This window comes from Pseudomonas sp. 50_B (genome assembly GCF_017491625.1).
In the GTDB taxonomy this organism is placed as follows: domain Bacteria; phylum Pseudomonadota; class Gammaproteobacteria; order Pseudomonadales; family Pseudomonadaceae; genus Aquipseudomonas; species Aquipseudomonas danubii.
Map to the genome: position 1 here is coordinate 1 of NZ_JAFGYX010000009.1, position 22,427 is coordinate 22,427.

Sequence of the window (22,427 nt, forward strand, 5' to 3'; positions counted from 1 at the left end):
GACCTTGACCAGGCGCTGAAACAAGCCTGATTCATCGGCCCTGGCGTCTGCTGCCAGGGCCGATGAATCAGGCTTGTTTCAGCGCCTGGTCAAGGTCCTCGAGCAGGTCCTCGATGGCCTCGATGCCGACCGAAAGGCGGATCATCTCCGGCTTGACGCCGGCCTTGGCCTGCTCTTGTTCGTTCATCTGCCGGTGGGTGGTGGACGCCGGGTGGCAGGCCAGGGACTTGGCGTCGCCGATGTTTACCAGGCGCTTGAAGATCTGCAGGGCGTCGTAGAAGCGCACGCCTGCGGCATAGCCGCCTTTTAGGCCGAAGGACAGGATCGCCGACGGCTTGCCCTGCATGTACTTGCGCGCCAGTTCATGGTGCGGGTGATCGGCCAGGCCGGCGTAGCTGACCCAGGCCACCAGCGGGTGGTCCTTGAGGAACTGCGCGACCCGGATCGCGTTGTCGGTGTGGCGCTCCATGCGCAGGGCCAGGGTTTCCAGGCCTTGCAGCAGGAGGAAGGCGTTCATCGGCGCCAGCGCCGCGCCGGTGTTGCGCAGTGGTACGGTGCGGGCCCGGGCGATAAAGGCAGCCGGGCCGAACTTTTCGGTGTAGACCACGCCGTGGTAGGCCGGCTCCGGGGTGTTGAGGCTGGCGAACTTCTGCGGATGCTCGGCCCAGGGGAAGTTGCCGCTGTCGACGATCACCCCGCCCAGGGAGTTGCCGTGGCCGCCGACGTACTTGGTCACCGAGTGCACCACGATGTCGGCGCCGAACTGGATCGGCTTGCACAGGATTGGCGTGGCCACGGTGTTGTCCACCATCAGCGGTACGTTGCGGGCGTGGGCGGCCTGGGCCAGGCCCTCGATGTCGACGATGTTGCCCGCCGGGTTGCCGATGCTTTCGCAGTACACCAGCTTGGTCTTGTCGTCGATCAGCTCGGCGATGGCCTCTGGCGAAACGTCCCGGGCGAAGCGCACTTCGACCCCGAAGCTGGGCAGCAGGTGGGCGAACAGGGTGTAGGTACCGCCGTACAGCTGGGGTGTGGAGACAATATTGTCCCCGGCCTGGGTCAGGGTCTGGATCGCGTAGTGGATCGCCGCGCTGCCAGCCGCCACCGCCAGCCCGGCGATCCCGCCTTCCAGGGCGGCCATGCGCTGTTCCAGCACATCGTTGGTGGGGTTCATGATGCGGGTGTAAATGTTGCCGGGCACATCCAGGTTGAACAGGTCCGCCCCGTGCTGGGCGTTGTCGAATTCGAAGGCGACGTTCTGGTAGATGGGCACGGCCACGGCCTTGGTGGTCGGGTCCGACTTGAATCCATGGTGCAGCGCAATCGTTGCGTCTTTCATAAATCCTCGACTCAGTAGCAATCCGTTTTATGAGCACAGCCAGGCAGGTCGTGTGCCCGCGCAGCAGTCAGTGGTCCCGTGTGTCTGAGTCGCCAGCAACCGCTTGAGGTGCCCGCCGCTTGGCCGCGAGCGGGCGCGTCAGTGTCCAATAGGCGCGGCGGATGGGCAAGGGGGCGCTGGCTTGCCGGGAACGGGGCGGCCGTCCTTGGCCAATGGCGGTTTCAGCGCGGCTGGGACCAGCCCTGGGAGCGGCTGACGGCGGCGCTGAAGGTGCGGCGCCAGGCGTCGGCCGTGGTCCGGTCGACACGGGGCTGATAGTGGGTGCGGGTGTTGTCCAACTCCGGCAGCTCCAGGCCCAGGCCACGGGCAGCCAGGGCGGCGCAGCCCAGGGCAGTGAGTTCGTCGAAACGCTGGGTGACGATGGTGCGTTGCAGGATATCGGCAAGGAACTGGGCGAAATACGGGCTGCGGGCCAGCCCGCCGTCGATCGACAGCTGGTCGGTGACACGCAGGTGATCGTCCATCGCGGTGATCACTTCGGCGCTGCGCAGGGCCACGCCTTCCAGCACCGCCTGGCACAGGTCCTGGCGGCTGGTGGCGGCGTTCATGCCGATCCACACCGCTCCGGCGCTGCGGTCCCAGTGCGGGCAGGCCAGCCCCGACAACGCCGGGACAAAGGCCAGTTCGCGGGAAATGGCCGGTGGCTGATCGAAGGCCGCCAGCTCCGAGAAGTCGCTGAACAGGCCCAGCCGCCCGGCCCACTCCACCGCGGCGCTGGCGTCGTACACGCCACCGTCCATGGCATACACCGGCTTGCCATCGACCTGCCAGGCAATGGTGGCCAGCAGGCCTTTCTCCGGTGTGCGGATGATCTGATCGCCGGTGACGGTCAGGGCGAAGGCGCCGGTGCCGAAGGTGATCTTGGCGTCCCCCGGCTGCCGGCAGCCGTGGCCGTAGAGCGAGGCTTGCTGGTCCACCACTGAGGCGCTGATGGGCGTCTGGCCGATACGCCCGAAGTCGCCGACCGTGGCGCGGATCGGTGGCAGGGCCTCTAGCGGGACGCCGAACAGTGCACACAACTGCGGGTCCCACTGGCCGGTGGCGAGGTTCATCAGCGAGGTGCGCGACGCGGTGGTGATGTCGGTGGCATAGACCCCGGCCAGGCGGTCGAGGAAGTAGGCATCGGTGGTGCCCAGACGCAGGCGGCCGGCACTCAGGGCCGCTTGTGCCGCCGGCAGGTTCTCCACGATCCAGGCCAGCTTGCTGGCGGAAAAATAGGCGTCCAGAGGCAATCCGGCCCGCTCCAGGGTCAGGGCTTCGGCTCCGTTGGCCCGCAGTTCCTCGATGCGTGCGGCGCTGCGGTTGTCCTGCCAGACGATTACCGGAGACAGCGGTGCGCCACTGATGGCGTCCCAGGCCAGGCAGCTTTCGCCCTGATTGGCCAAGCCGATGGCGTCGACCCGGCCGGTGGCTTCCAGGCAGCGTTGCAGGTTGGCCAGCAGTTCCAGCGGGTCGTGCTCGACCCAGCCCGGACGAGGGTGATGCTGCTGGTGGCGCAGCGCCAGTTGGATGTCGGCACGGCCTTGCATGTCCACAACCAGTACGCGGGTGCTGGTGGTGCCCTGGTCAAGTGCGGCTATTCGCATGGTCTTTTCTCTTGTTGTGGGACGGGCCTAGTCGATGCAGATGTCCAGTTGGTCAAGGTGTTCCGGCAGTTGCAGCTCCTTGAGGGGAATCAGCAGGCGCCGTTCCGGCAGTGCCGAGACCGGGCGGCTCCAGAGGTCCAGGCCCTGGGCGCGGACCCGCAAGGTGCCGCTGACCGCTCGGCTGACCCGCAGTTGGATGTGCCGCAGGCCCGCCAGCTCGCCGCGCACCAGCCGGCCCGGTACGCCGAGCTTGATCGGGGCTGCGTACTTCAGGGTCAGCGCGTCATGGGGAGCGGGTAGCTGGTTGCACAGGGCCAGTGCCATCAGGCTGCCGATACGCCGCCCTTCACGGTAGGACCAGCCGGCGGTCTCGATCGGTCGCAGCAGGTTGCCGGCGGCGAAGTAGGCCGGGTCCGAGCAGCGCCCGTACTGGTCGATCTTCGGCCCGTTGCTACCGCTGTCCAGCTGCAGGTGGCTCTGGCGCACCAGGCTCGACTCCGGGGTGAACTGGCCCGTGAGCAGCACGCCGTCGCAGGCAATCTCGCGCACCTGACCGTCGCCCAGGCGCACCTGGGCCGATTCCACCCGGCCGGTGCCGTTGATCGCCAGCAATTGCGCGCCGAAATGTATGGGAATGCCCAGCAAGCGTGGAAACAGCGACAGCGGCCAGCGTGCGGTTGCCCGGTTGTTGGCTTCGAGCACCGCTACTGGGCGGATTCCTGCGCGTCGGCAACTGAGCACGGCGGACAGGCTGACCAGCTCGGTGCCGACGATCAGCGGCCGCTCAAAGGGCTTGAGGTGCTGCATATAGAGGAAGTTCTGCAAGGCTCCGGTGTTGATCACGCCCACCGGGCGGTCGCCGGACAGCAGGCGTGCCGAGCGCGGGGTTTCCCGGGCGCCGGTGGCGATCAGGACCTTTTTTGCCTGGATCTGTCGCGGCCCGTCGGTGCTCGCCAGGCGCAGCAGGCCGCCGGGTTCCAGGCTGACTACCGTGTGGCGCAGCAGCAGGATCACGCCGGCTTTCAGCGCGGCTTCGACGTTGCGCCGGGCATAGGCCGGGCCGCTGAGAATGCGCTGATACTCGCGCATGCCGAAGGGCGGGTGAGCGCAGTGCCGGGGAATGCCGCCAGCTTCGCTTTCTCGCTCGATGACAATCACCGGGCCGATGCCCTGGCGCCGCAGTTCAAGGGCGGCCGCGAGGCCCGCCGGGCCGCTGCCGATAATGGCCGCTTCGGCCTGAAGGAGTTCAGTGCTGTTCATGGCAACGACCTGTGGCAAGTGAGACGGCCAGTTGACTGGCACTGAGTTCGGCGACTTGGGCCGAGCAATAGAAACCCTGGCAGCGCCCCATGCAGGCACGGGTGCGACGCTTGAGCCCACCCAGATCGCCGGGGGGCAGGGGGCTGTGCAGGGCGGTCTCGATTTCGCGACGGGTCACCAGTTCGCAATGGCAGACGATTTCGCCATAGCCGGGGCGTTGCCAGTCCCGGGGCAAGTGCTCCGCGAGGTTGGGCATCTGCGGCCAGACCGGCTCGCGCACCGGGTGATGCTGGCGACGCTGGCTGTACAGGCTGTAGACGTGCCGGGCAATGCCCAGGGCGGCAGTGAGCCCGGTGGAGCGGATGCCGCCGACGGTGATCCAGTGCCGGGAGTGATCGGCCTGGATCCGGTACTCCTTCTTGTCGCTGGCCGGGCGCAGCCCCGCGTAGGTCGCGGTGACCGGCATTCCGGCGAGGCCGGGAATCCGCTCCACGGCAGCGTCGATCAGGCTTTGCAGGGTCGGGCCGTCGAGCCCGGCATGCACCCGGTCCTCCTGTTCTTCGGCGGTGGGGCCCACCAGCAGGTTGCCGTAGACGGTGCGGGTCAGGACGATGCCTTTGGTGCGTTCGTTGGGCACCGGCAGGACGATGCGCTCCAGCAGTTTGGCCGCGGCCTTGTCGAAGACCACGAACTGGCCCTTGCGCGGCATGATGCGAAATTCGCTGTGGCCCAGCAGGTTGTGCTCCAGGGTGTCACCGAACAGCCCCGCGCAGTTGATCACCTGGGCGCTGCGCAAGGTGCCCTGGTTGGTATGCAGGGTCCAGGCATCACCATCGAATTGGCCTTGCAGCACCTCGCACCGCAGCTGCACCCGGGCGCCATGGGCCATGGCCTGCTGCAGGTAACCCAGGGGCGCTGACCAGGGGTCGATCAGGTGTTCGTCGGGCACCAGCACCGCGCCCACCGCGTGATTGGCCAGATGGGGTTCCAGGGCGAGGATCTCGCTGCGTTCCAGCAGGCGCACGTTATTGACCCCATTGGCCTGGGCCTGGTCGAGAATCCCTGGCAGGCGGGCCTGGTCCTCGGCGTTCCAGGCCACCACCAGGGCGCCACTCTTGAGCAGCGGCAAGTTCATGGCCGAGTGAATCTCCAGGTATTCCTGGTACCCGGCCTGCATGCACTGCAGCTCCAGGCTGCCGCTGGGGGCATCGAAGCCGGTGTGCAGGATGGCGCTGTTGGCCTTGCTGGCGCCGGAAAGAATGTCGCTGCCCTTTTCCAGCAGCACCACCCGTGCACCCTCCAGGGCAAAGCGCCTGGCCATGGCGCAACCGACGACCCCGCCACCGACGATGGCCACGTCGAAAGTCACACTGTTCGGATAAAGTTCGGTCATATGAATGCCTGTTTCCTGCGGTAACACCAAGGTCGTGTGCAGGAATCAAAGCATATTGTGGGCCATGATTGTTGTTTTTATTTCTTATTCGGTCATATATCGGTCAGTTATGTGTGGGTTTAAGGCGCTGGGCGACCGCCTGCCACACCGGGCGGGCTCAAGCCTGCGCCACCAGATGCACCTCCACACCGGCTTTTTCCAGCGCTGCCTGTAGTGCTGGTCCGGGCTGGCGATCAATCACCAGGCGGTCGATGCGCTCCAGTGGAAATACCTTGAACAGGCCACGGCGTTCCAGCTTCGAGGAGTCGGCGATTACGGTCAGCTGGCGGGCCTGGGCAATCATGGCGCGAGCGACTTCGGCCTCTTCGATGGAGAAGTCCATGGCGCCGTCTTCATTCAGTGCACCGATGGTGATCACCGCGTGTTCGGCGTTGAAGCGGGTGATCTGCTCCAGGGCCAGGGTGCCGACGTTCTGCGTCGAGTCGGGGCGGTATTCGCCGCCGATCATGAACACCCGGTTGCCGGATTCGCCCAGGCAGCCGGCGATTGGCAGGGAGTTGGTGATGACCGTCAGGCGCGTGAGCTGGGCCAGTTCCCGGGCGAAGAACAGGGTGGTGGTCCCGGTATCGATAAAGATGCTGTCCCCGGCGCAGAACAGGCCGGCGGCGTAGCGGGCAATGGCGCGCTTCTCCTGGGCGTGTTCGTTCATGCGGGTCTGGAAGGTGTTTTCGTGTTCACCGGTAGGCGGCAGGGCCGCGCCGCCGTGGAACTTGGTAACCAGGCCGTTTTCCGCCAGTTCGCTGAGGTCGCGGCGAATGGTTTCCTGGGAAGTGGCGGTAATGCGGGCCAGTTCCTCCACGGAAATTCGCTCCCGCTGGCGCAGGAGTTCGAGAATCTGCTGTCGTCGTTCGTTGGGGCGCATGGGGCTTTCCGTTAGTGGTACTTCGCCACACAAATGGGCAGTTTCTGTTACTTACGCACACATTTTGCACATTTGCATGCATATTCGGTCAGGTTCGATGGCGAAGTTAAGCATTTAACTGCAGGTTTCACAATCGTGACCGGTCACCCGCTTAGCTAGGCCAGATCAGCACATGAAGACTCTGGTGACAGATATTGTGACCGATAATTGAGTGTTTGTAGGTAAAAGCCACAACTAATACACATTGTGGCATAGGAAATGCCCTGTGTTTGCACACCGGGTCATCGCCCGCCTTGGCGAAGAGATGACCAGCGCTGGCCTCAACAAAAACCTCCCCGGTGGGGGAAACCTATAAATGACGCGCAGAGAGATGAACCCACATGGCTGAATTTGGAAACTACGTCATTTACCTGATCATGCTCGGCGCCGTGGTCGGCGCCCTGTCATCCATCATCAAGCCCGACAGTGGCCTGGGTAAGGAGTTCGTCAACGGTATCCACTCCATTGGTCCGGTCTTTCTGGCCCAGGCCGGGATCATGGTGGCGATTCCCTACCTGTCCCAGGGCATCTCCCATGCGCTGGGGCCGTTTTTCAATGCCCTGGGTTCGGATGTGTCGATCGCGGCGTTGTCGATCATCGCCGTGGACATGGGCGGCTATCAGCTGGCCAATGCCCTGACCGCCAATCGCGACCTGTGGATCACCGCGATGCTGGTGGGCTACACCTCGGGGGCGACCATCGTCTACCTGATCCCGGTGGGCCTGACCATGCTTGAGCGCAAGGACCACAAGTACCTGGCCCTGGGCGCCATGGCCGGGCTGATCAGCATTCCCTTCGCCGTGCTGATGTCGTTGCTGATCATCACCGCTACCCAGTTGCCGGTGCGCGATATCGTCTCCACCAACTCCGAGGCGCTGTACTACCTGTCCCTGGGGTTTGTCGACATGCTCAAGCTGCTGGCGCCGCTGTTCGTGTTCTGCTTCCTGCTGGCGGCGGGACTGCGTTACCGGCCGCGCATGATGGTTGGCGGCTTCCTGGTGTTCGGCAAGATCATGGACGCGGCGATCAAGCTGATCCTGGCCCTGAGCATCGTCGAGCACTTCACCAAGTTCTTCAGCATCAACTTCGGCGGCTGGGGCTTCGACCCGATGTTCGCCGATGAAAAGGAGCTGTTCCGGGCCATCGAGATCGCCGGTTACATCGGCATCATGCTCGCCGGCACTTTCCCCATCTGCTACCTGTTCCAGCGCTACTGCAAAAAGCCCATGGAACTGCTGGGACGCCAGTTGAACCTGTCCAGCACCGGTGCTGCGGGCTTTGTCATGGTGTTCGCCAACATCATCGCCACCTACCACTTGTTCAAGCACATGACCGCTCGCGACAAAGTGCTGTGCGTGGCCCTGGGGGTCTGTGCCCAGGCGCTGATCGGCGATCACCTGGCGTTCACCGCGAACTTCCAGCCGAGCCTGATCCTGCCTGTGCTCATCGGCAAACTGTTCGGCGGCTTGCTGGCGGTGGCGATTGCCATCCGTATCTCGGTGCCGGCCGCCCAGCGTTATGAGCTGCAAGAGCAGGAACAGGCCGCGGCCTTTGCCCTGCAACCTGCGCGGACCTGAGGGTCCGCTCCACCTATCCCTGAAGTCGAGGTAACGATGCGCAAGATTTTCCTGGCCTGTCCCTACAGCCACTCCGACGCTGAGGTCATCAATGAGCGTTTTCTTCAGTGCAATCGCGTTGCGGCGCAGATACTCGAGGCCGGGCACGCCGTGTTCAGCCAGGTGAGCATGTCCCATCCGATCAACCTGTGCCTGGCCGGCAAGGACAACGCTGCCATCGGCAGGCTCTGGGCACCGGTGGATGCGTTGTACATGGCGATGATGGAAGAGTTGATCGTGCTCGACCTGCCGGGCTGGAAGGACAGCGGCGGGATCAAGCGCGAGATCGAGGTCTTCGAATCGTCCGGGCGGCGGGTCAGCCTGTGGTCCGAGGTCCGCCACGAATTTGCCTGAGTCCCGGGCCGTACCCATTGTCGCCTGCGCCGGGTACGGCCGCCGTTCGAACTGACGACAGCCTGCGCACAAGGTAAACTTGCCCGCCTGCGCAGGAGCAACCATGAACTATCGTCACGCCTTCCACGCCGGCAATCACGCCGACGTCTTCAAACACCTGACCTTGACCCGCCTCATCGCCCTGATGTCGCGCAAGGAGCAGCCGTTCGCCTACCTCGACAGCCACGCCGGCATCGGTCTGTATGACCTCAAGGGCGACCAGGCAAACCGTACCGGCGAGTATTTGGAAGGCATCGCCCGCTTGTGGGGCGAACAGGATCTTCCGGCGCTGACCGCCGACTACATGCAGGTGCTGCACAAGATGAACCCCGATGGCGAGTTGCGTTACTACCCGGGTTCACCGGAATTGGCGCGACGCCTGACCCGTTCCCAGGACCGGGTGCTGCTCAACGAAAAGCACCCGGAAGACGGCCTGCTGCTCAAGGACAACATGAAGGGTGATCGTCGGGTGGCGGTGCACCTGGGGGAAGGCTGGCATGTGGCCCGGGCGTTGCTGCCGGTGGCTGAAAAACGTGCGGTGATGCTGATCGACCCGCCTTTCGAGCAGCTCGACGAGATGCAGCGCTGTGCTGCGTCGTTGAAGGAGGCCATTGGCCGCATGCGTCAGACCGTGGCGGCCATCTGGTACCCGGTCAAGGACCAGCGGGCCCTGCGGCGTTTCTACCAGGACCTGGCCGGCACCGGTGCGCCGAAGTTGCTGCGGGTGGAGTTGCTGGTGCATCCGCTGGATACGCCCAACAGCCTCAACGGTTCAGGCCTGGCGATTGCCAATCCGCCTTGGGGGCTGGAGGAGGAGTTGCGCGAGCTGCTGCCGTGGCTGTCGAAGAAGCTTGGCCAGACCCAGGGCGGCTGGCAGATGGACTGGTTGATCGCCGAGTAACAGCGCTAAATTTCAAGCCTCAAGCCTCAAGCCTCAAGCCTCAAGCCTCAAGCTGAAAACACAGCGTCTGGAGCTTGAGGCTTGCAGCTTGTAGCTGCTTCAGATTGGGCAAGTCACTCCGGTGCCGCCGATCCCGCAGTAGCCTTCAGGGTTCTTCGCCAGGTACTGCTGGTGGTAAGCCTCGGCGAAGTACACGGTCGGCGCTTCTTCGATTTCCGTGGTGATGGTGCCCAGGCCGGCCTTGGTCAGTTCCGCCTGGAACACATCCCTGCTGTGCAGCGCCTGCTCCAGCTGGGCCGGATTGGTGGTGTAGATCACCGAGCGGTACTGGGTGCCGATGTCATTGCCCTGGCGCATGCCCTGGGTCGGGTTGTGCAGTTCCCAGAACATCGCCAGCAGTTCTTTGTAGCTGACCTTGGCCTTGTCATACACCACCAGCACCACTTCGGTGTGGCCGGTTAAGCCCGAGCAGACTTCTTCATATGTCGGGTTCGGTGTGAAGCCGCCGGCGTAACCGACCACGGTGCTGACCACGCCCTCGCGCTGCCAGAAGCGACGTTCGGCGCCCCAGAAACAGCCCAGGCCGAAGATCGCGAAGTCGACGTCCTGGAAGAACGGGCCCAGCAGCGGGGTGTCTTCGAAGACAAAGTGCTTTTCAGGCAGTGTCATCGGGGTTTCGCGGCCAGGCAGAGCTTGTTCTTTGGTAGGTAGCACGTTTTTTTTCACCAGAATTTCCGAGCGCAGAACCATGATCAGTCCTCTCAGTCAGGGTGGGATTGAGTAATTAATCAGACACGCAGTTTGCCCGAGTGTTACAGCGCTGTCAGGCAATTGGACCGCGGGGATAGCGCTTGAGCTTGGCGATCAGTTCGGTGCCGGGAATCGGTCGGTCGAACAAGTAGCCCTGGCCGACGTCGCAGCGATGACGGCGCAGGAACGCCAGTTGCTCGGCGGTTTCGATGCCTTCGGCGACCACCTTGATCTTCAGGTTGTGAGCCATGGCGATCACCGCCGAGGTGATTTCCATGTCGTCCTGGTTGTCGGGGATCTCGTGGATGAAGCTGCGATCGATCTTGATGATATCGATGGGGAATTTCTTCAGGTAGCTCAGGGACGAATAGCCGGTGCCGAAGTCGTCCATGGCCAGGGTCAGGCCAAGTTTTTTCAGCTGTTCTAGCTGTTGGTGAGTGTCGTCGGTGGCTTCCAGCAGCAAGCCCTCTGTCAACTCAAGCTCCAGCAGCGAGGAGGGCAGTTGTTCTTCCTTGAGGATGCTGGCGATGGACGCAACCAGGTCCGGGTCGGAGAACTGCTTGGGCGACAGGTTGATGGCTACGTGCAGGTTGCCCAGGCCGGCGGCGGTCAGTTGCTTGCTCATGCGGCAGGCCTGGCGGGCGATCCACTTGCCGATGGGGATGATCAGGCCGGTTTCTTCCGCCACGCTGATGAACTGGTCCGGGCGGATCATGCCCTTTTCCGGGTGGTTCCAGCGCAGCAGCGCTTCCATGCCCAGCAGGCGGCCGCTGCGCAGGCACAGCTTGGGCTGATAGAACACGTCCAGCTCGTTCTGGGTCAGGGCCCGGCGCAGGTTGTTTTCGACGAACAGCTTGTAGCTGGCTTCGGCGTTGAGGGCTTCGGTGAAGACCTGCACCTGGTGCTTGCCGTTGGCCTTGGCCTTGTGCAGCGCCAGGCCGGCGTTGCGCATCAGGGTCTGCGGGTCGCGGCCATGCAGTGGCGCGCTGGCCAGCCCCACGGAGCCGGTGACGCTGATCAGCTGGTTGTCGACGAACATCGGCTTGTCCAGGGTCATCAGCAGTTGGCTGGCGATCTGTTGGCCGGTTTCCAGGTCGGTGTTGTCCAGCAGTACGGCGAATTCGTTACTGGCAAAGCGCGCCAGGCTGCCGCTTGGGCTCAGGCTGTTGCGCAGGCGTCGGGCCAGGCTGATCAGCAGTTTGTCGCCGGTCTGGTGGCCGAGGCTGTCGTTGATCCGCTTGAAGTTGTCGATGTCTACCAGCAGCAGGCTGATCGGGGTATCGCTGTCTCGGGCGAAGCGTTCATCCAGGTTGCGGATGAACGCGGGGCGGTTGCCCAGGTTGGTCAGGTTGTCCGTGTAGGCCAGGCGCTCGATGCGTTGCTGGGCGAGCTTGGTCTGGGTGATGTCTTCGTAGATGCCGATGTAGTGGGTCAGCTCACGATTGTCGCCGTAGACCTTGGAGATCGACAGTTGGCCCCAGTAGGGCTCGAGGTTCTTGCGTCGGCTCTTGAACTCGCCTTGCCAGCTGTTGCTCTTGGCCAGGCTGGAAGGGGCGTCGAACAACAGTTCGCTGAGGTTTTCCAGGGCCGGCAGTTCGGACAGGCGGTGACCGTGCACCTCTTCGGTGCTGTATTGGGTGATCGCGGTAAAGCTTGGGTTGACGTACTCCACCACGCCGTCGCAGTTGACCAGCAGGAAAGCGTTGGCGCTCTGTTCCACGGCGCGCTGGAACAGGTGCAGGGCGCTGGTGGCGGCGCGTCGGTTGTGATTGTTGATGACTTGGGCGAACTGGTCTGCCAGCTCGCCAGCAAAGGCGATCTCGTCGGACTGCCAGGCTCGGGTCATGCCGGTCTGTTCCAGGCACAGCACGCCGACTACCTGGCCGTCGATGCGGATACTGGCGTCGAGCATGGCATTCACATCCCGTGGCCGCAGGCTTTCGGCCATCTCTCGGGTGCGCGGGTCGCGCATGGCGTTCTGGGCGTCGATGGCGCGGCAGCTGTGCAGGGCTTCCAGGTAATCGGGAAAGCTGCTGGCGTCGATGGACTCCGGCATGCGGTATTCCTGGGGGCCGCGGTGGTAGGCGGCAATCGGCACCAGTCGCTGGTCTTCCAGGTTCCAGATGCTGGCGCAGTCGATCTGGTAGATGTCGCAGGCACTGCGGGTGATCAGCTCGGCAGCTTCCTTCAGGGAGTTGCTGGTGCTGTAGCGCTGGCGGGTCAGGAGCAGGATCAGGTCCTGCTGCGCACGTACCCGTTCCAGATGCTGCAGCTGTTCCTGCTGGGCCCGCTGGTTGAGTTCCAGGGCGATCTGCAGGCGGGTGTTCTGGGTTTCCAGATCCACGGTGGGCATTGGCGAGGCATCGCTGAACAGGCCTTCGACCACCAGCAGGTAGCCGCGCAGCAAGTGCCGGTTGTGTTGTTTGTAGGCTTCCCCCAGCTCCAGGATGCTCAAGGGGCCTTGGCCGGTGTGCAAGGTGTAGCGGATCAGGTAATGGGGGCTGTTACTCAGTTGCTGCTGGATGGCGTCGTGCAACTGATAACGCGCCTCAGGCTCCATCAGGCTGGCATAGGGGGAACCGACCAGAGCGCAGAGTTCGACGGCGGGCAGGCCGAACTGACGTTCGCAGTTGGGATCGAGAAACAGCAGCGCCCAGCTCGCTTCATTCAGCCGTTCGAAACGCAACATGCCGAGCCGCGAGGGCACAGGCAACTGCGTCACTACCTCGGCCGCCATACGGCTGGCGGCATCGGGTTGGCTTTTCATGGGGAAACTCGCTTCGAAATTGCTGATCGCGCCGGGCTCGCGCCCTCTTTACTGTTGCCTGCGGCAAGGTTGCATCATGCGGCATCGACTGACAAGTAAGATGAAGGCTAAGTGCTATAAACCTGTATCGGCAGGCAGAAGGATTTCTGCAAAGTAACTTTTTTGCTGTTTGGGCTCGAGCAATGACGGGCAATTGGCGACGTTTTTCCGGCAAAAAAAAGCCCCGCCAAATTGACGGGGTTGAGGTACGAGCGTGGCGCTCGGAAAACGTGCGGTACCGGCCCGCCCATGACGGGAAGGCCGGTTCGCGAGTTACAGCAGGATGGTGCGGATGTCGGCCAGCAGGTCGCTCAGACGCTTGGTGAAGCGTGCGGCGGCCGCGCCGTTGATCACACGGTGATCGTAGGACAGGGACAGTGGCAGCATCAGCTTCGGCTGGAAGGCCTTGCCGTCCCAGACGGGCTGGATGGTGGCCTTGGAAACACCGAGGATCGCCACTTCCGGCGCGTTGACGATCGGCGTGAAGCCGGTGCCGCCAATGTGCCCGAGGCTGGAGATGGTGAAGCAGGCGCCTTGCATCTCGTCTGCAGAGAGCTTCTTGGTCCGGGCTTTTTCCGCCAGGGAAGCCGCCTCGGCCGCCAGTTGCAGCAGGCTCTTCTGGTCGACGTTCTTGATCACCGGTACCAGCAGGCCATCCGGGGTGTCCACGGCGAAGCCGATGTTCACGTACTTCTTGCGGATGATCGCCTTGCCGCTTGGTGCCAGGGAACTGTTGAAGTCCGGCAGTTCCTTGAGCAGGTGCGCACAGGACTTGAGCAGCAGCGGCAGGATGGTCAGCTTGACGCCGGCCTTCTCGGCCACGGCTTTCTGTGCAACGCGGAACGCTTCCAGCTCGGTGATATCGGCCGAGTCGAACTGCGTCACGTGCGGCACGTTCAGCCAGCTGCGGTGCAGGTTGGCGGCGCCGGCCTGCATCAGGCGGGTCATCGGCACTTCTTCGATTTCACCGAAGCGGCTGAAGTCCACGACCGGGATTGGCGGGATGCCCGCGCCACCGGTTGCGCCGGCAGCCGGTGCTTCCTTGGCCTTCTGCATCATCGCCTTGACGTAGACCTGCACGTCTTCCTTGAGGATGCGGCCGTGCGGACCGCTGGCGCTCACGGCGCTCAGCTCGACACCGAATTCGCGGGCCAGTTGGCGCACAGCCGGGCCAGCGTGAACTTTCGCGCCTGGTTTGGCCGGTGCGGCAACTGGAGCGGCAGCGGCAGGCGCGGCGGCGGCAGGAGCAGCTTCAGCTTTCGCCGTGGCAGGGGCCGCGGCAGGTGCCGGAGCGGCTGCCGGGGCTGCGCCCTTGACCTTGAGCTTGAGGATCAGGTCACCGGTACCGACTTCGTCGTCCAGCTTGATCGACACGCTTTCCACGATGCCGGCGGCTGGCGATGGGATTTCCATGCTGGCCTTGTCGGATTCGAGGGTGATCAGCGACTGGTCGGCAACCACGCTGTCGCCGGCCTTGACCAGCACTTCGATGATCTTGGCCTTGCCGGCCGAGCCGATGTCCGGAACGTGAATGTCCTGGACGCTGTCGGCCACTGGCGCAGCTGCAGCAGCGGCTGGTGCAGGCGCGGCGGCAGCCGGAGCGGCGGCTTGGGCTGGTGCGGCAGTGGCAGGAGCCGCAGCACCGGCCACTTTCAGGGCCAGGATCAGGTCGCCAGTGCCCACTTCATCGTTGAGCTTGACGCTGATGCTCTCGACCACGCCGGCAGCCGGCGACGGGATTTCCATGCTGGCCTTGTCGGATTCGAGGGTGATCAGCGACTGATCGGCCTCGACGGTGTCGCCGACCTTGACCTGGATCTCGATGATCTGGGCCTTGCCCGACGAGCCGATATCCGGCACGTGCACCTGCTGTACCGAGGCAGCGGCAGGAGCGGCAGTTGGAGCGGCAGCAGCAGCAGCTGGCGCTGCGGCCGGCTGTGCAGGTGCAGCGGCTGCAGGCGCAGGGGCCGCAGCAGCGGCGCCCTCGACTTCCAGTTCCAGCAGTTCGTCGCCTTCTTTCAGGCGGTCGCCCAGCTTCACTTTCAGGCTTTTGACCACGCCGGCCTTCGGCGCAGGGATTTCCATGCTGGCCTTGTCCGACTCGAGGGTCAGGATGCTCTGGTCGGCTTCGATGCGATCGCCGACCTTGACCATCAGTTCGATTACTTCACCTTCACCGCTGCCGATGTCAGGTACGCGAATGAGTTCGCTCACAGAAAGTCTCCTCAGCAGTCCAGTGGGTTGCGTTTTTCCGGGTCGATACCGAACTTGGTGATGGCTTCAGCCACGACCTTGGGTTCGATGTCGCCACGGTCAGCCAAGGCTTCCAGGGCTGCCAACACCACGAAGTGACGGTCTACTTCGAAGAAGTGACGCAGTTTCTTGCGGCTGTCGCTGCGGCCGAAACCGTCGGTGCCCAGGACTTTGAATTCCTTGGACGGCACCCACTGGCGGATCTGTTCGGCAAACAGCTTCATGTAGTCGGTAGAGGCGATGACCGGACCCTTACGGCCGCTCAGGCACTCTTCCACGTAGCTCAGCTTCGGCTTCTGGCCAGGGTGCAGACGGTTGCTGCGCTCTACGGCCAGGCCATCGCGACGCAGTTCGTTGAAGCTGGTCACGCTCCACACGTCGGCGGCGACGTTGAACTCGTCACGCAGGATCTTCGCCGCTTCGCGGACTTCGCGCAGGATGGTGCCGGAGCCCATCAGTTGCACGTGGTGCGCGGCTTCGCGGGTGTCTTCTTCCAGCAGGTACATGCCCTTGATGATGCCTTCCTCGACACCTTCAGGCATGGCTGGCTGCTGGTAGGACTCGTTCATCACGGTGATGTAGTAGAAGACGTCCTGTTGCTCTTCGGTCATCTTCTTCATGCCGTCCTGGATGATCACCGCCAGCTCGTAGCCGTAGGTTGGATCAAAGGTGCGGCAGTTCGGGATGGTCCCGGCCAGCATGTGGCTGTGACCGTCTTCGTGCTGCAGGCCTTCACCGTTGAGGGTGGTACGGCCGGCGGTACCGCCGATCAGGAAGCCGCGGGTGCGGCTGTCGCCGGCAGCCCAGGCCAGGTCGCCAATACGCTGGAAGCCGAACATCGAATAGAAGATGTAGAACGGCAGCATCGGCTGGTTGTGGCTGGAGTACGAAGTACCGGCCGCGATGAAGGAGCTCATGGCGCCCGCTTCGTTGATGCCTTCTTCGAGGATCTGGCCCTTCTTGTCTTCGCGGTAGAACATCACCTGGTCTTTATCGACTGGCTCGTAGAGCTGGCCGACGGAGGAGTAGATGCCCAACTGGCGGAACATGCCTTCCATACCGAAGGTACGGGCTTCGTCCGGGATGATCGGCACGATGCGCTGGCCGATTTCCTTGTCCTTGACCAACTGCGCGAGGATCCGCACGAAGGCCATGGTGGTGGAGATTTCGCGATCGCCGGAACCGTCGAGGATGGCCTTGAGGGTATCCAGTGGCGGAGTCGGGATGCTGAAGCTCTTGGCGCGACGCTGAGGCACGAAACCGCCCAGCGCAGCACGACGCTCGCTCAGGTAACGGGCTTCGGCGCTGCCCTCTTCAGGCTTGAAGAACGGCAGGTTTTCGATGTCGTCGTCTTTCACCGGAATGTCGAAACGGTCGCGGAACAGCTTCAGGCTGTCGACGTCGACTTTCTTGGTGTTGTGCGCGGTGTTCTTCGCTTCGCCGGCGCCGGTGCCATAACCCTTGATGGTCTTGGCCAGGATGACGGTCGGCTGCTCTTTGTGGTTGACCGCCTCGTGGTAGGCCGCATAGACCTTGTACGGGTCGTGGCCGCCACGGTTGAGTTTCCAGATCTCGTCGTCGGACAGATCGGCAACCATCGCCTTGAGTTCAGGGGTATTGAAGAAGTGCTCACGGACGAACGCGCCGTCCTTGGCCTTGTAGTTCTGGTACTCGCCGTCGATGACTTCGTCCATGCGGCGTTGCAGGATGCCGTCGACGTCCTTGGCCAGCAGTGGGTCCCAGAAACGGCCCCAGACCACCTTGTTGACGTTCCACTGGGCACCACGGAACACGCCTTCGAGTTCCTGGATGATCTTGCCGTTGCCGCGAACCGGGCCGTCGAGGCGCTGCAGGTTGCAGTTGATGACGAAGATCAGGTTGTCCAGCTTCTCGCGGCCGGCCAGGGAGATCGCGCCCAGGGATTCCGGCTCGTCGCACTCGCCGTCGCCCATGAAGCACCAGACTTTCTGCTTGCCGGCCGGGATAAAGCCGCGGGCTTCCAGGTACTTCATGAAGCGTGCCTGGTAGATCGCCTGGATCGGACCCAGACCCATGGAAACGGTGGGGAACTGCCAGAAATCAGGCATCAGCCAAGGGTGTGGATAGGACGACAGACCGTTGCCATCCACTTCCTGGCGGAAGTTGTTCATTTGCTCTTCGGTGATGCGGCCTTCCATGAACGCACGGGCGTAGACGCCTGGCGATGCGTGCCCCTGGAAGTAGATCAGGTCGCCGCCGTGTTCGTCGGTCGGGGCCTGGAAGAAGTAGTTGAAGCCGATGTCATACAGGGTGGCGCTGGAGGCGAAGCTGGAGATGTGACCGCCCAGGTCAGAATCTTTCAGGTTCGTACGCATGACCATGGCCAACGCGTTCCAACGTACCAGCGAGCGAATGCGGCGTTCCATGAACAGGTCGCCAGGCATGCGTGCTTCGTGGGTGACGGGAATCGTGTTGCGGTATGGCGTGGTGATGGCGTAGGGCAGTTGCGAGCCGCTGCGGGTCGCGAGTTCGCCCATACGGGTCATCAGATAGTGAGCACGGTCTTCGCCTTCTTTGTCGAGAACCGATTCCAGGGCGTCCAGCCATTCCTGGGTTTCGACGGGATCGAGGTCTTGCATGGCTTGCTCCAGGGCGGAAAGGCTTCCAGAATCGGTTGCCTGAGTTTGCGACTGGCCTTGTGGGCAGACGATTATAAATTCTTGGATTGCCGGAGGTTGATCCGGCGGCGTGTAGTTTTACTACAAATCGTCGGCCATTTCAGCCTTTCGAATGTATATACGAGTAGTAAAACTACAGAAGAGCGGCTTATGGCCTCCTGCTGCGTTGTGAGAATAATCGTTACTGTTGGTCGCTGACTAACGGGAATAGGTAATAAATTAATGCCGGCTGCTAAAAAAAACCTATTTTCAGCTATTTCTAACTTTTGTTCGACAGTCCATCAGGCTGCTTGCCCTCGATATTCCTCTCCGCCTGCCTTTTCCACGCCGATCAAGGATAGCCCATGAGTCTGCCCGCGCTTGCCCCAGTCCCCGCGATTCTCCTGCCATTGGTCAGCCGTGCAGAGCAGTCGTTCCGCGCTGCGGTAGCGACCCTTGAAGGCGGTCCCGATGTTGCGGATTGGAGCACCGAGCGCTGGGCCGAGTTTGCCCGGGTCAGTGCCGCCAGTGACTTTGTCATTGAACAGAGTCTGCGTGACCCTTTGATGTTGCTGGAGCTGGTGCGCTCCGGTGAGTTGGACCGGGCTTTTGCGCCGGGTGAGTTGTGCGCGCAGATTGCGGCGGCGGTGCAAGCGGCCGAGACCGATGATCAACTGGGCCGCGTACTGCGCCGCCAGCGCACCCGCCAGCAGGTGCGGATCATCTGGCGCGACCTGACCCGCCAGGCGAATCTGGTGCAAACCTGCCGTGACCTTTCCGACCTGGCCGACGCCTGCATCGACCAGGCCTATCAATGGCTGTATCTGCGACATACCCAGCAATTTGGCGTGCCTACCGGCGGCCGCAGCGGCGAGCCGCAGCAGATGGTCATCCTCGGCATGGGCAAGCTGGGAGCGGTGGAGCTCAACCTCTCGTCGGACATCGACCTGATCTTCGCGTACCCCGAAGGCGGCGAGACGGTGGGGGTCAAGCGTGCCCTGGATAACCAGGAATTCTTCATCCGTCTGGGGCAGCGTCTGATCAAGGCCCTGGACCCCATGACCGTCGACGGTTTCGTGTTCCGGGTCGACATGCGCCTGCGGCCTTACGGCTCAGCGGGTGCCCTGGTGCTGAGTTTCAATGCCCTGGAGCAGTACTACCAGGACCAGGGGCGCGACTGGGAACGCTACGCCATGATCAAGGCCCGGGTGGTGGCCGGGGATCAGGTGGCCGGGGCGCAATTGCTGGAGATGTTGCGGCCCTTCGTTTATCGCCGGTACCTGGACTTCTCCGCCATCGAGGCGCTGCGCACCATGAAGCAATTGATCCAGCAGGAGGTGCGGCGCAAGGGCATGGCCGACAATATCAAGCTGGGTTCGGGGGGCATTCGCGAGGTGGAGTTCATCGCCCAGGCCTTCCAGCTGATTCACGGCGGTCGCGACCTGAGCCTGCAGCAGCGTCCTTTATTAAAGGTGCTGGGTACGCTGGAGGGGCAGGGTTATTTGCCGGCTGCGGTGATCAGCGAGCTGCGTGAGGGCTACGAGTTCCTGCGTTATACCGAGCACGCGATCCAGGCCATTGCCGATCGGCAGACGCAGATGCTGCCGGACAACCCCCAGGATCAGGCGCGAATCGCCTTCATGCTCGGCTTTGCCGACTGGAGCGCCTTCCATGAGCAACTGATGTACTGGCGTGGGCGGGTGGAGTGGCACTTCCGCCAGGTGATTGCCGATCCTGATGAAGATGAAGGCGCCGAAAGCGAAGTGGTGGTGGGGGGCGAGTGGCTGCCGTTATGGGAGGAAGCCCAGGACGAGGAGGCCGCCTGCCGGCAGTTGCAGGAGGGTGGTTTCGTCGATGCGCCCAAGGCCCTGCGGGCACTCGCCAGCCTGCGCGGTAGTCCGCAATTGCGGGCCATGCAGCGCCTGGGGCGTGAGCGTCTGGATGCCTTTATTCCACGCCTGCTGGCTCAGGCCGTCGAACACGCCAATCCGGATCTGGTCCTGGAGCGGGTCTTGCCGCTGGTCGAGGCGGTGGCGCGGCGTTCGGCCTATCTGGTGTTGCTCACCGAAAATCCGGGCGCCTTGCGCCGCTTGCTGACCCTGTGCGCGGCCAGTCCGTGGATTGCCGAGCAAATCACCCGCTTCCCTCTGTTGCTGGACGAATTGCTCAACGAAGGACGCCTGTTCAAGCCGCCCCTGGCGCCGGAGCTGGCGGCCGAGCTGCGCGAGCGCCTGACGCGGATTCCCGAGGACGACCTGGAACAGCAGATGGAGGCCCTGCGCCACTTCAAACTGGCCCACCGTTTGCGGGTGGCCGCCTCGGAGATCGCTGGCAGCCTGCCTTTAATGAAGGTCAGCGATTACCTGACCTGGCTCGCCGAGGCGATTCTGGAGCAGGTGCTGGCCCTGGCCTGGCGCCAGACCGTGGCCAAGTACGGGGCGCCACAGCGCACTGACGGCACCTTGTGTGACCCGGGTTTCATCATCGTCGGCTACGGCAAGGTCGGCGGCATCGAGCTGGGCCACGGTTCCGACCTGGATCTGGTCTTTATCCATGATGGCGATCCGCAAGCGGAAACCGATGGGCCCAAACCCATAGACGGTGCACAGTTCTTCACCCGGCTGGGGCAGCGCATCATCCATCTGCTGACCACTCAGACCAACTCCGGCCAGTTGTATGAAGTGGATATGCGCCTGCGGCCGTCCGGTGCTTCGGGGCTGCTGGTGAGTTCCCTGGGAGCTTTTGCCCGCTATCAGGAAAACGAAGCCTGGACCTGGGAGCATCAGGCGCTGGTCCGGGCCCGGGTGCTGGTGGGCAGCCAGGATGTGGGCCAGGCCTTTGAAAAGGTCCGTGCCGCCGTGCTGGGTAAATCCCGCGACCTGCCCAAGTTGCGCCAGGAAGTCAGTGAAATGCGGGCCAAGATGCGTGACAACCTGGGCAGCCGCCTGACCGCCGCCGGAACCGCGGCCAACGCCTTTGAAGCCACGGCGCCGTTCGACCTCAAGCAGGACGCCGGAGGTATCGTCGATATCGAATTTATGGTGCAATACGCGGCCCTGGCGTGGTCCGAAGAGCACCCGTCATTGCTGCGCTACACCGATAACATCCGCATTCTGGAAGGGCTGGAGCAGGTTGGGCTGATGCCGGCGAGCGATGCCAGCCTGCTGCGCGAGGTCTACAAGGCCTACCGTTCCGCGGCTCACCGGCAGGCGTTGCAGAATGAGGCCGGAATCATTAACGGTGATCAATTCGTGACCGAACGACGGGAAGTGTTACGAATTTGGCGCGAGCTGGGGCTAAGCTAGTCGGCATAATGCAGCCGCAATTGTATTCGGCGAGCTGCGAGGCTCGCCCCAACTGAACCGACGGTGAAGGCCGCGGTGCTGGATTCTCGAGGCGGGGAGGCGTATGCCTCCCCGGCTCGTTTATGGAAACCACATGAATATTCTGATCGTTGGGCCCAGTTGGGTCGGTGACATGGTGATGGCGCAGACACTCTTGGAGTGCCTGAAACAGCGTCATCCACAATGCGAGATCGACGTGCTGGCCCCCGAGTGGAGCCGGCCGATCCTGGAGCGCATGCCCCAGGTGCGTCGGGCCTTGAGCTTTCCTCTTGGCCACGGTGTCCTGGAACTGGCGACCCGCCGGCGGATCGGCAAGTCCCTGGCCGGCCAGTACGATCAGGCGATCCTGCTGCCCAATTCGCTGAAGTCGGCCCTGGTGCCGTTCTTCGCAGGCATCCCCAAGCGCACCGGCTGGCGCGGCGAGTTCCGCTACGGCTTGCTCAATGACGTGCGCAAGCTCGACAAAGAGCGTTACCCGCTGATGATCGAGCGCTTCATGGCTCTGGCCTATGAGCCGGGCGCCGAATTACCCCAGCCGTATCCGCGCCCGAGCCTGCAGATCGATCCGCAAAGCCGCGAGGCGGCCCTGGCCAAGTTTGGCCTGAGCCTGGATCGCCCGGTGCTGGCGCTGTGCCCGGGAGCGGAGTTCGGCGAGGCCAAGCGCTGGCCGTCCGAGCATTACGCACAAGTGGCTGAGGCGAAGATCCGCGAGGGCTGGCAGGTCTGGCTGTTCGGTTCGAAGAACGATCATGCCGTGGGTGAAGAGATTCGCGGGCGACTGATTCCCGGCTTGCGCGAGGAGTCGACCAATCTCAGCGGCGAAACCTCCCTGGCCGAGGCCATCGACCTGCTGTCCTGCGCCGATTCGGTGGTGTCCAACGACTCCGGGCTGATGCACGTGGCGGCCGCGCTGAATCGTCCGCTGGTGGCGGTGTACGGCTCCACCTCCCCGGGTTTCACCCCGCCCCTGGCGGATCAGGTCGAAGTGGTGCGCCTGGGGATCGAGTGCAGTCCGTGTTTCGATCGCACTTGTCGCTTCGGTCATTACAACTGCCTGCGCCAACTCCTGCCGCAGCCGGTGAACGAAGCCCTGCAGCGGTTGCAGGGCACTGTGGTAGAGGTCCAGTAA

General features: G+C 63.2%; 14 protein-coding genes. 5 read left to right on the forward strand and 9 right to left on the reverse strand.

Annotated features, from left to right (window positions below):
* Positions 1–67: 67 nt before the first annotated feature.
* The 5 genes from J5M73_RS14370 to J5M73_RS14390 all read right to left on the reverse strand — a co-directional run bounded on the left by J5M73_RS14370 (position 68) and on the right by J5M73_RS14390 (position 6,560).
* Positions 68–1,339 (reverse strand): aminotransferase class V-fold PLP-dependent enzyme, encoded by a 1,272-nt coding sequence (locus J5M73_RS14370; protein WP_207815835.1) that lies wholly within the window; start codon positions 1,337–1,339, stop codon positions 68–70.
* 221 nt (positions 1,340–1,560) lie between these two features.
* Positions 1,561–2,985, reverse strand: coding sequence for a glycerol kinase (locus J5M73_RS14375; protein ID WP_102862850.1), 1,425 nt, complete (start codon positions 2,983–2,985; stop codon positions 1,561–1,563).
* Positions 2,986–3,012: 27 nt separating this feature from the next.
* On the reverse strand, positions 3,013–4,245 hold the full coding sequence (locus J5M73_RS14380) for an NAD(P)/FAD-dependent oxidoreductase (protein WP_102862851.1): 1,233 nt from the start codon (positions 4,243–4,245) through the stop codon (positions 3,013–3,015).
* Positions 4,232–5,638 carry an NAD(P)/FAD-dependent oxidoreductase gene (locus tag J5M73_RS14385; protein ID WP_102862852.1) on the reverse strand — a complete coding sequence of 469 codons (1,407 nt, stop codon included), beginning with the start codon at positions 5,636–5,638 and terminating at the stop codon, positions 4,232–4,234. Before J5M73_RS14385 ends, J5M73_RS14380 begins: the two co-directional genes overlap by 14 nt.
* A gap of 157 nt (positions 5,639–5,795) precedes the next feature.
* Positions 5,796–6,560, reverse strand: coding sequence for a DeoR/GlpR family DNA-binding transcription regulator (locus tag J5M73_RS14390; protein ID WP_102862853.1), 765 nt, complete (start codon positions 6,558–6,560; stop codon positions 5,796–5,798).
* A gap of 380 nt (positions 6,561–6,940) precedes the next feature.
* On the opposite strand from J5M73_RS14390, the gene eutH reads away from it, so the two are divergent.
* From eutH to rlmJ, 3 genes are all read left to right on the forward strand, one after another.
* Positions 6,941–8,176 (forward strand): ethanolamine utilization protein EutH, encoded by a 1,236-nt coding sequence (eutH, locus tag J5M73_RS14395; RefSeq protein ID WP_102862854.1) that lies wholly within the window; start codon positions 6,941–6,943, stop codon positions 8,174–8,176.
* 36 nt (positions 8,177–8,212) lie between these two features.
* Positions 8,213–8,569, forward strand: coding sequence for a DUF1937 family protein (locus J5M73_RS14400; RefSeq protein WP_102862855.1), 357 nt, complete (start codon positions 8,213–8,215; stop codon positions 8,567–8,569).
* Between the two features lie 103 nt (positions 8,570–8,672).
* Positions 8,673–9,509, forward strand: a complete 837-nt coding sequence (gene rlmJ, locus J5M73_RS14405) for a 23S rRNA (adenine(2030)-N(6))-methyltransferase RlmJ (protein ID WP_102862856.1) — start codon at positions 8,673–8,675, stop codon at positions 9,507–9,509.
* Positions 9,510–9,608: 99 nt separating this feature from the next.
* Here rlmJ and msrA read toward each other — a convergent pair whose 3' ends face one another.
* The 4 genes from msrA to aceE form a co-directional block, all read right to left on the reverse strand.
* A complete protein-coding gene (gene msrA / locus J5M73_RS14410; protein ID WP_060837213.1) occupies positions 9,609–10,259 on the reverse strand; it encodes a peptide-methionine (S)-S-oxide reductase MsrA in 651 nt (216 codons plus the stop codon).
* A gap of 73 nt (positions 10,260–10,332) precedes the next feature.
* The gene (locus tag J5M73_RS14415) at positions 10,333–13,026 is read right to left on the reverse strand and encodes a GGDEF and EAL domain-containing protein (RefSeq protein WP_102862857.1); all 2,694 of its coding nucleotides are present in this window, start codon (positions 13,024–13,026) and stop codon (positions 10,333–10,335) included.
* 312 nt (positions 13,027–13,338) lie between these two features.
* Entirely contained in the window at positions 13,339–15,279 is a 1,941-nt protein-coding gene (gene aceF / locus J5M73_RS14420) for a dihydrolipoyllysine-residue acetyltransferase (RefSeq protein WP_102862858.1), read from the reverse strand.
* Between the two features lie 11 nt (positions 15,280–15,290).
* A complete protein-coding gene (gene aceE / locus J5M73_RS14425) occupies positions 15,291–17,936 on the reverse strand; it encodes a pyruvate dehydrogenase (acetyl-transferring), homodimeric type (RefSeq protein WP_102862859.1) in 2,646 nt (881 codons plus the stop codon).
* Between the two features lie 383 nt (positions 17,937–18,319).
* Here aceE and glnE point away from each other — a divergent pair, with 383 nt between their 5' ends.
* Together glnE and waaF are read left to right on the forward strand one after the other, a co-directional pair.
* Positions 18,320–21,259 (forward strand): bifunctional [glutamate--ammonia ligase]-adenylyl-L-tyrosine phosphorylase/[glutamate--ammonia-ligase] adenylyltransferase, encoded by a 2,940-nt coding sequence (gene glnE / locus J5M73_RS14430; RefSeq protein ID WP_102862860.1) that lies wholly within the window; start codon positions 18,320–18,322, stop codon positions 21,257–21,259.
* A 133-nt stretch (positions 21,260–21,392) separates the two neighbouring features.
* Positions 21,393–22,427, forward strand: coding sequence for a lipopolysaccharide heptosyltransferase II (waaF, locus tag J5M73_RS14435; RefSeq protein WP_102862861.1), 1,035 nt, complete (start codon positions 21,393–21,395; stop codon positions 22,425–22,427).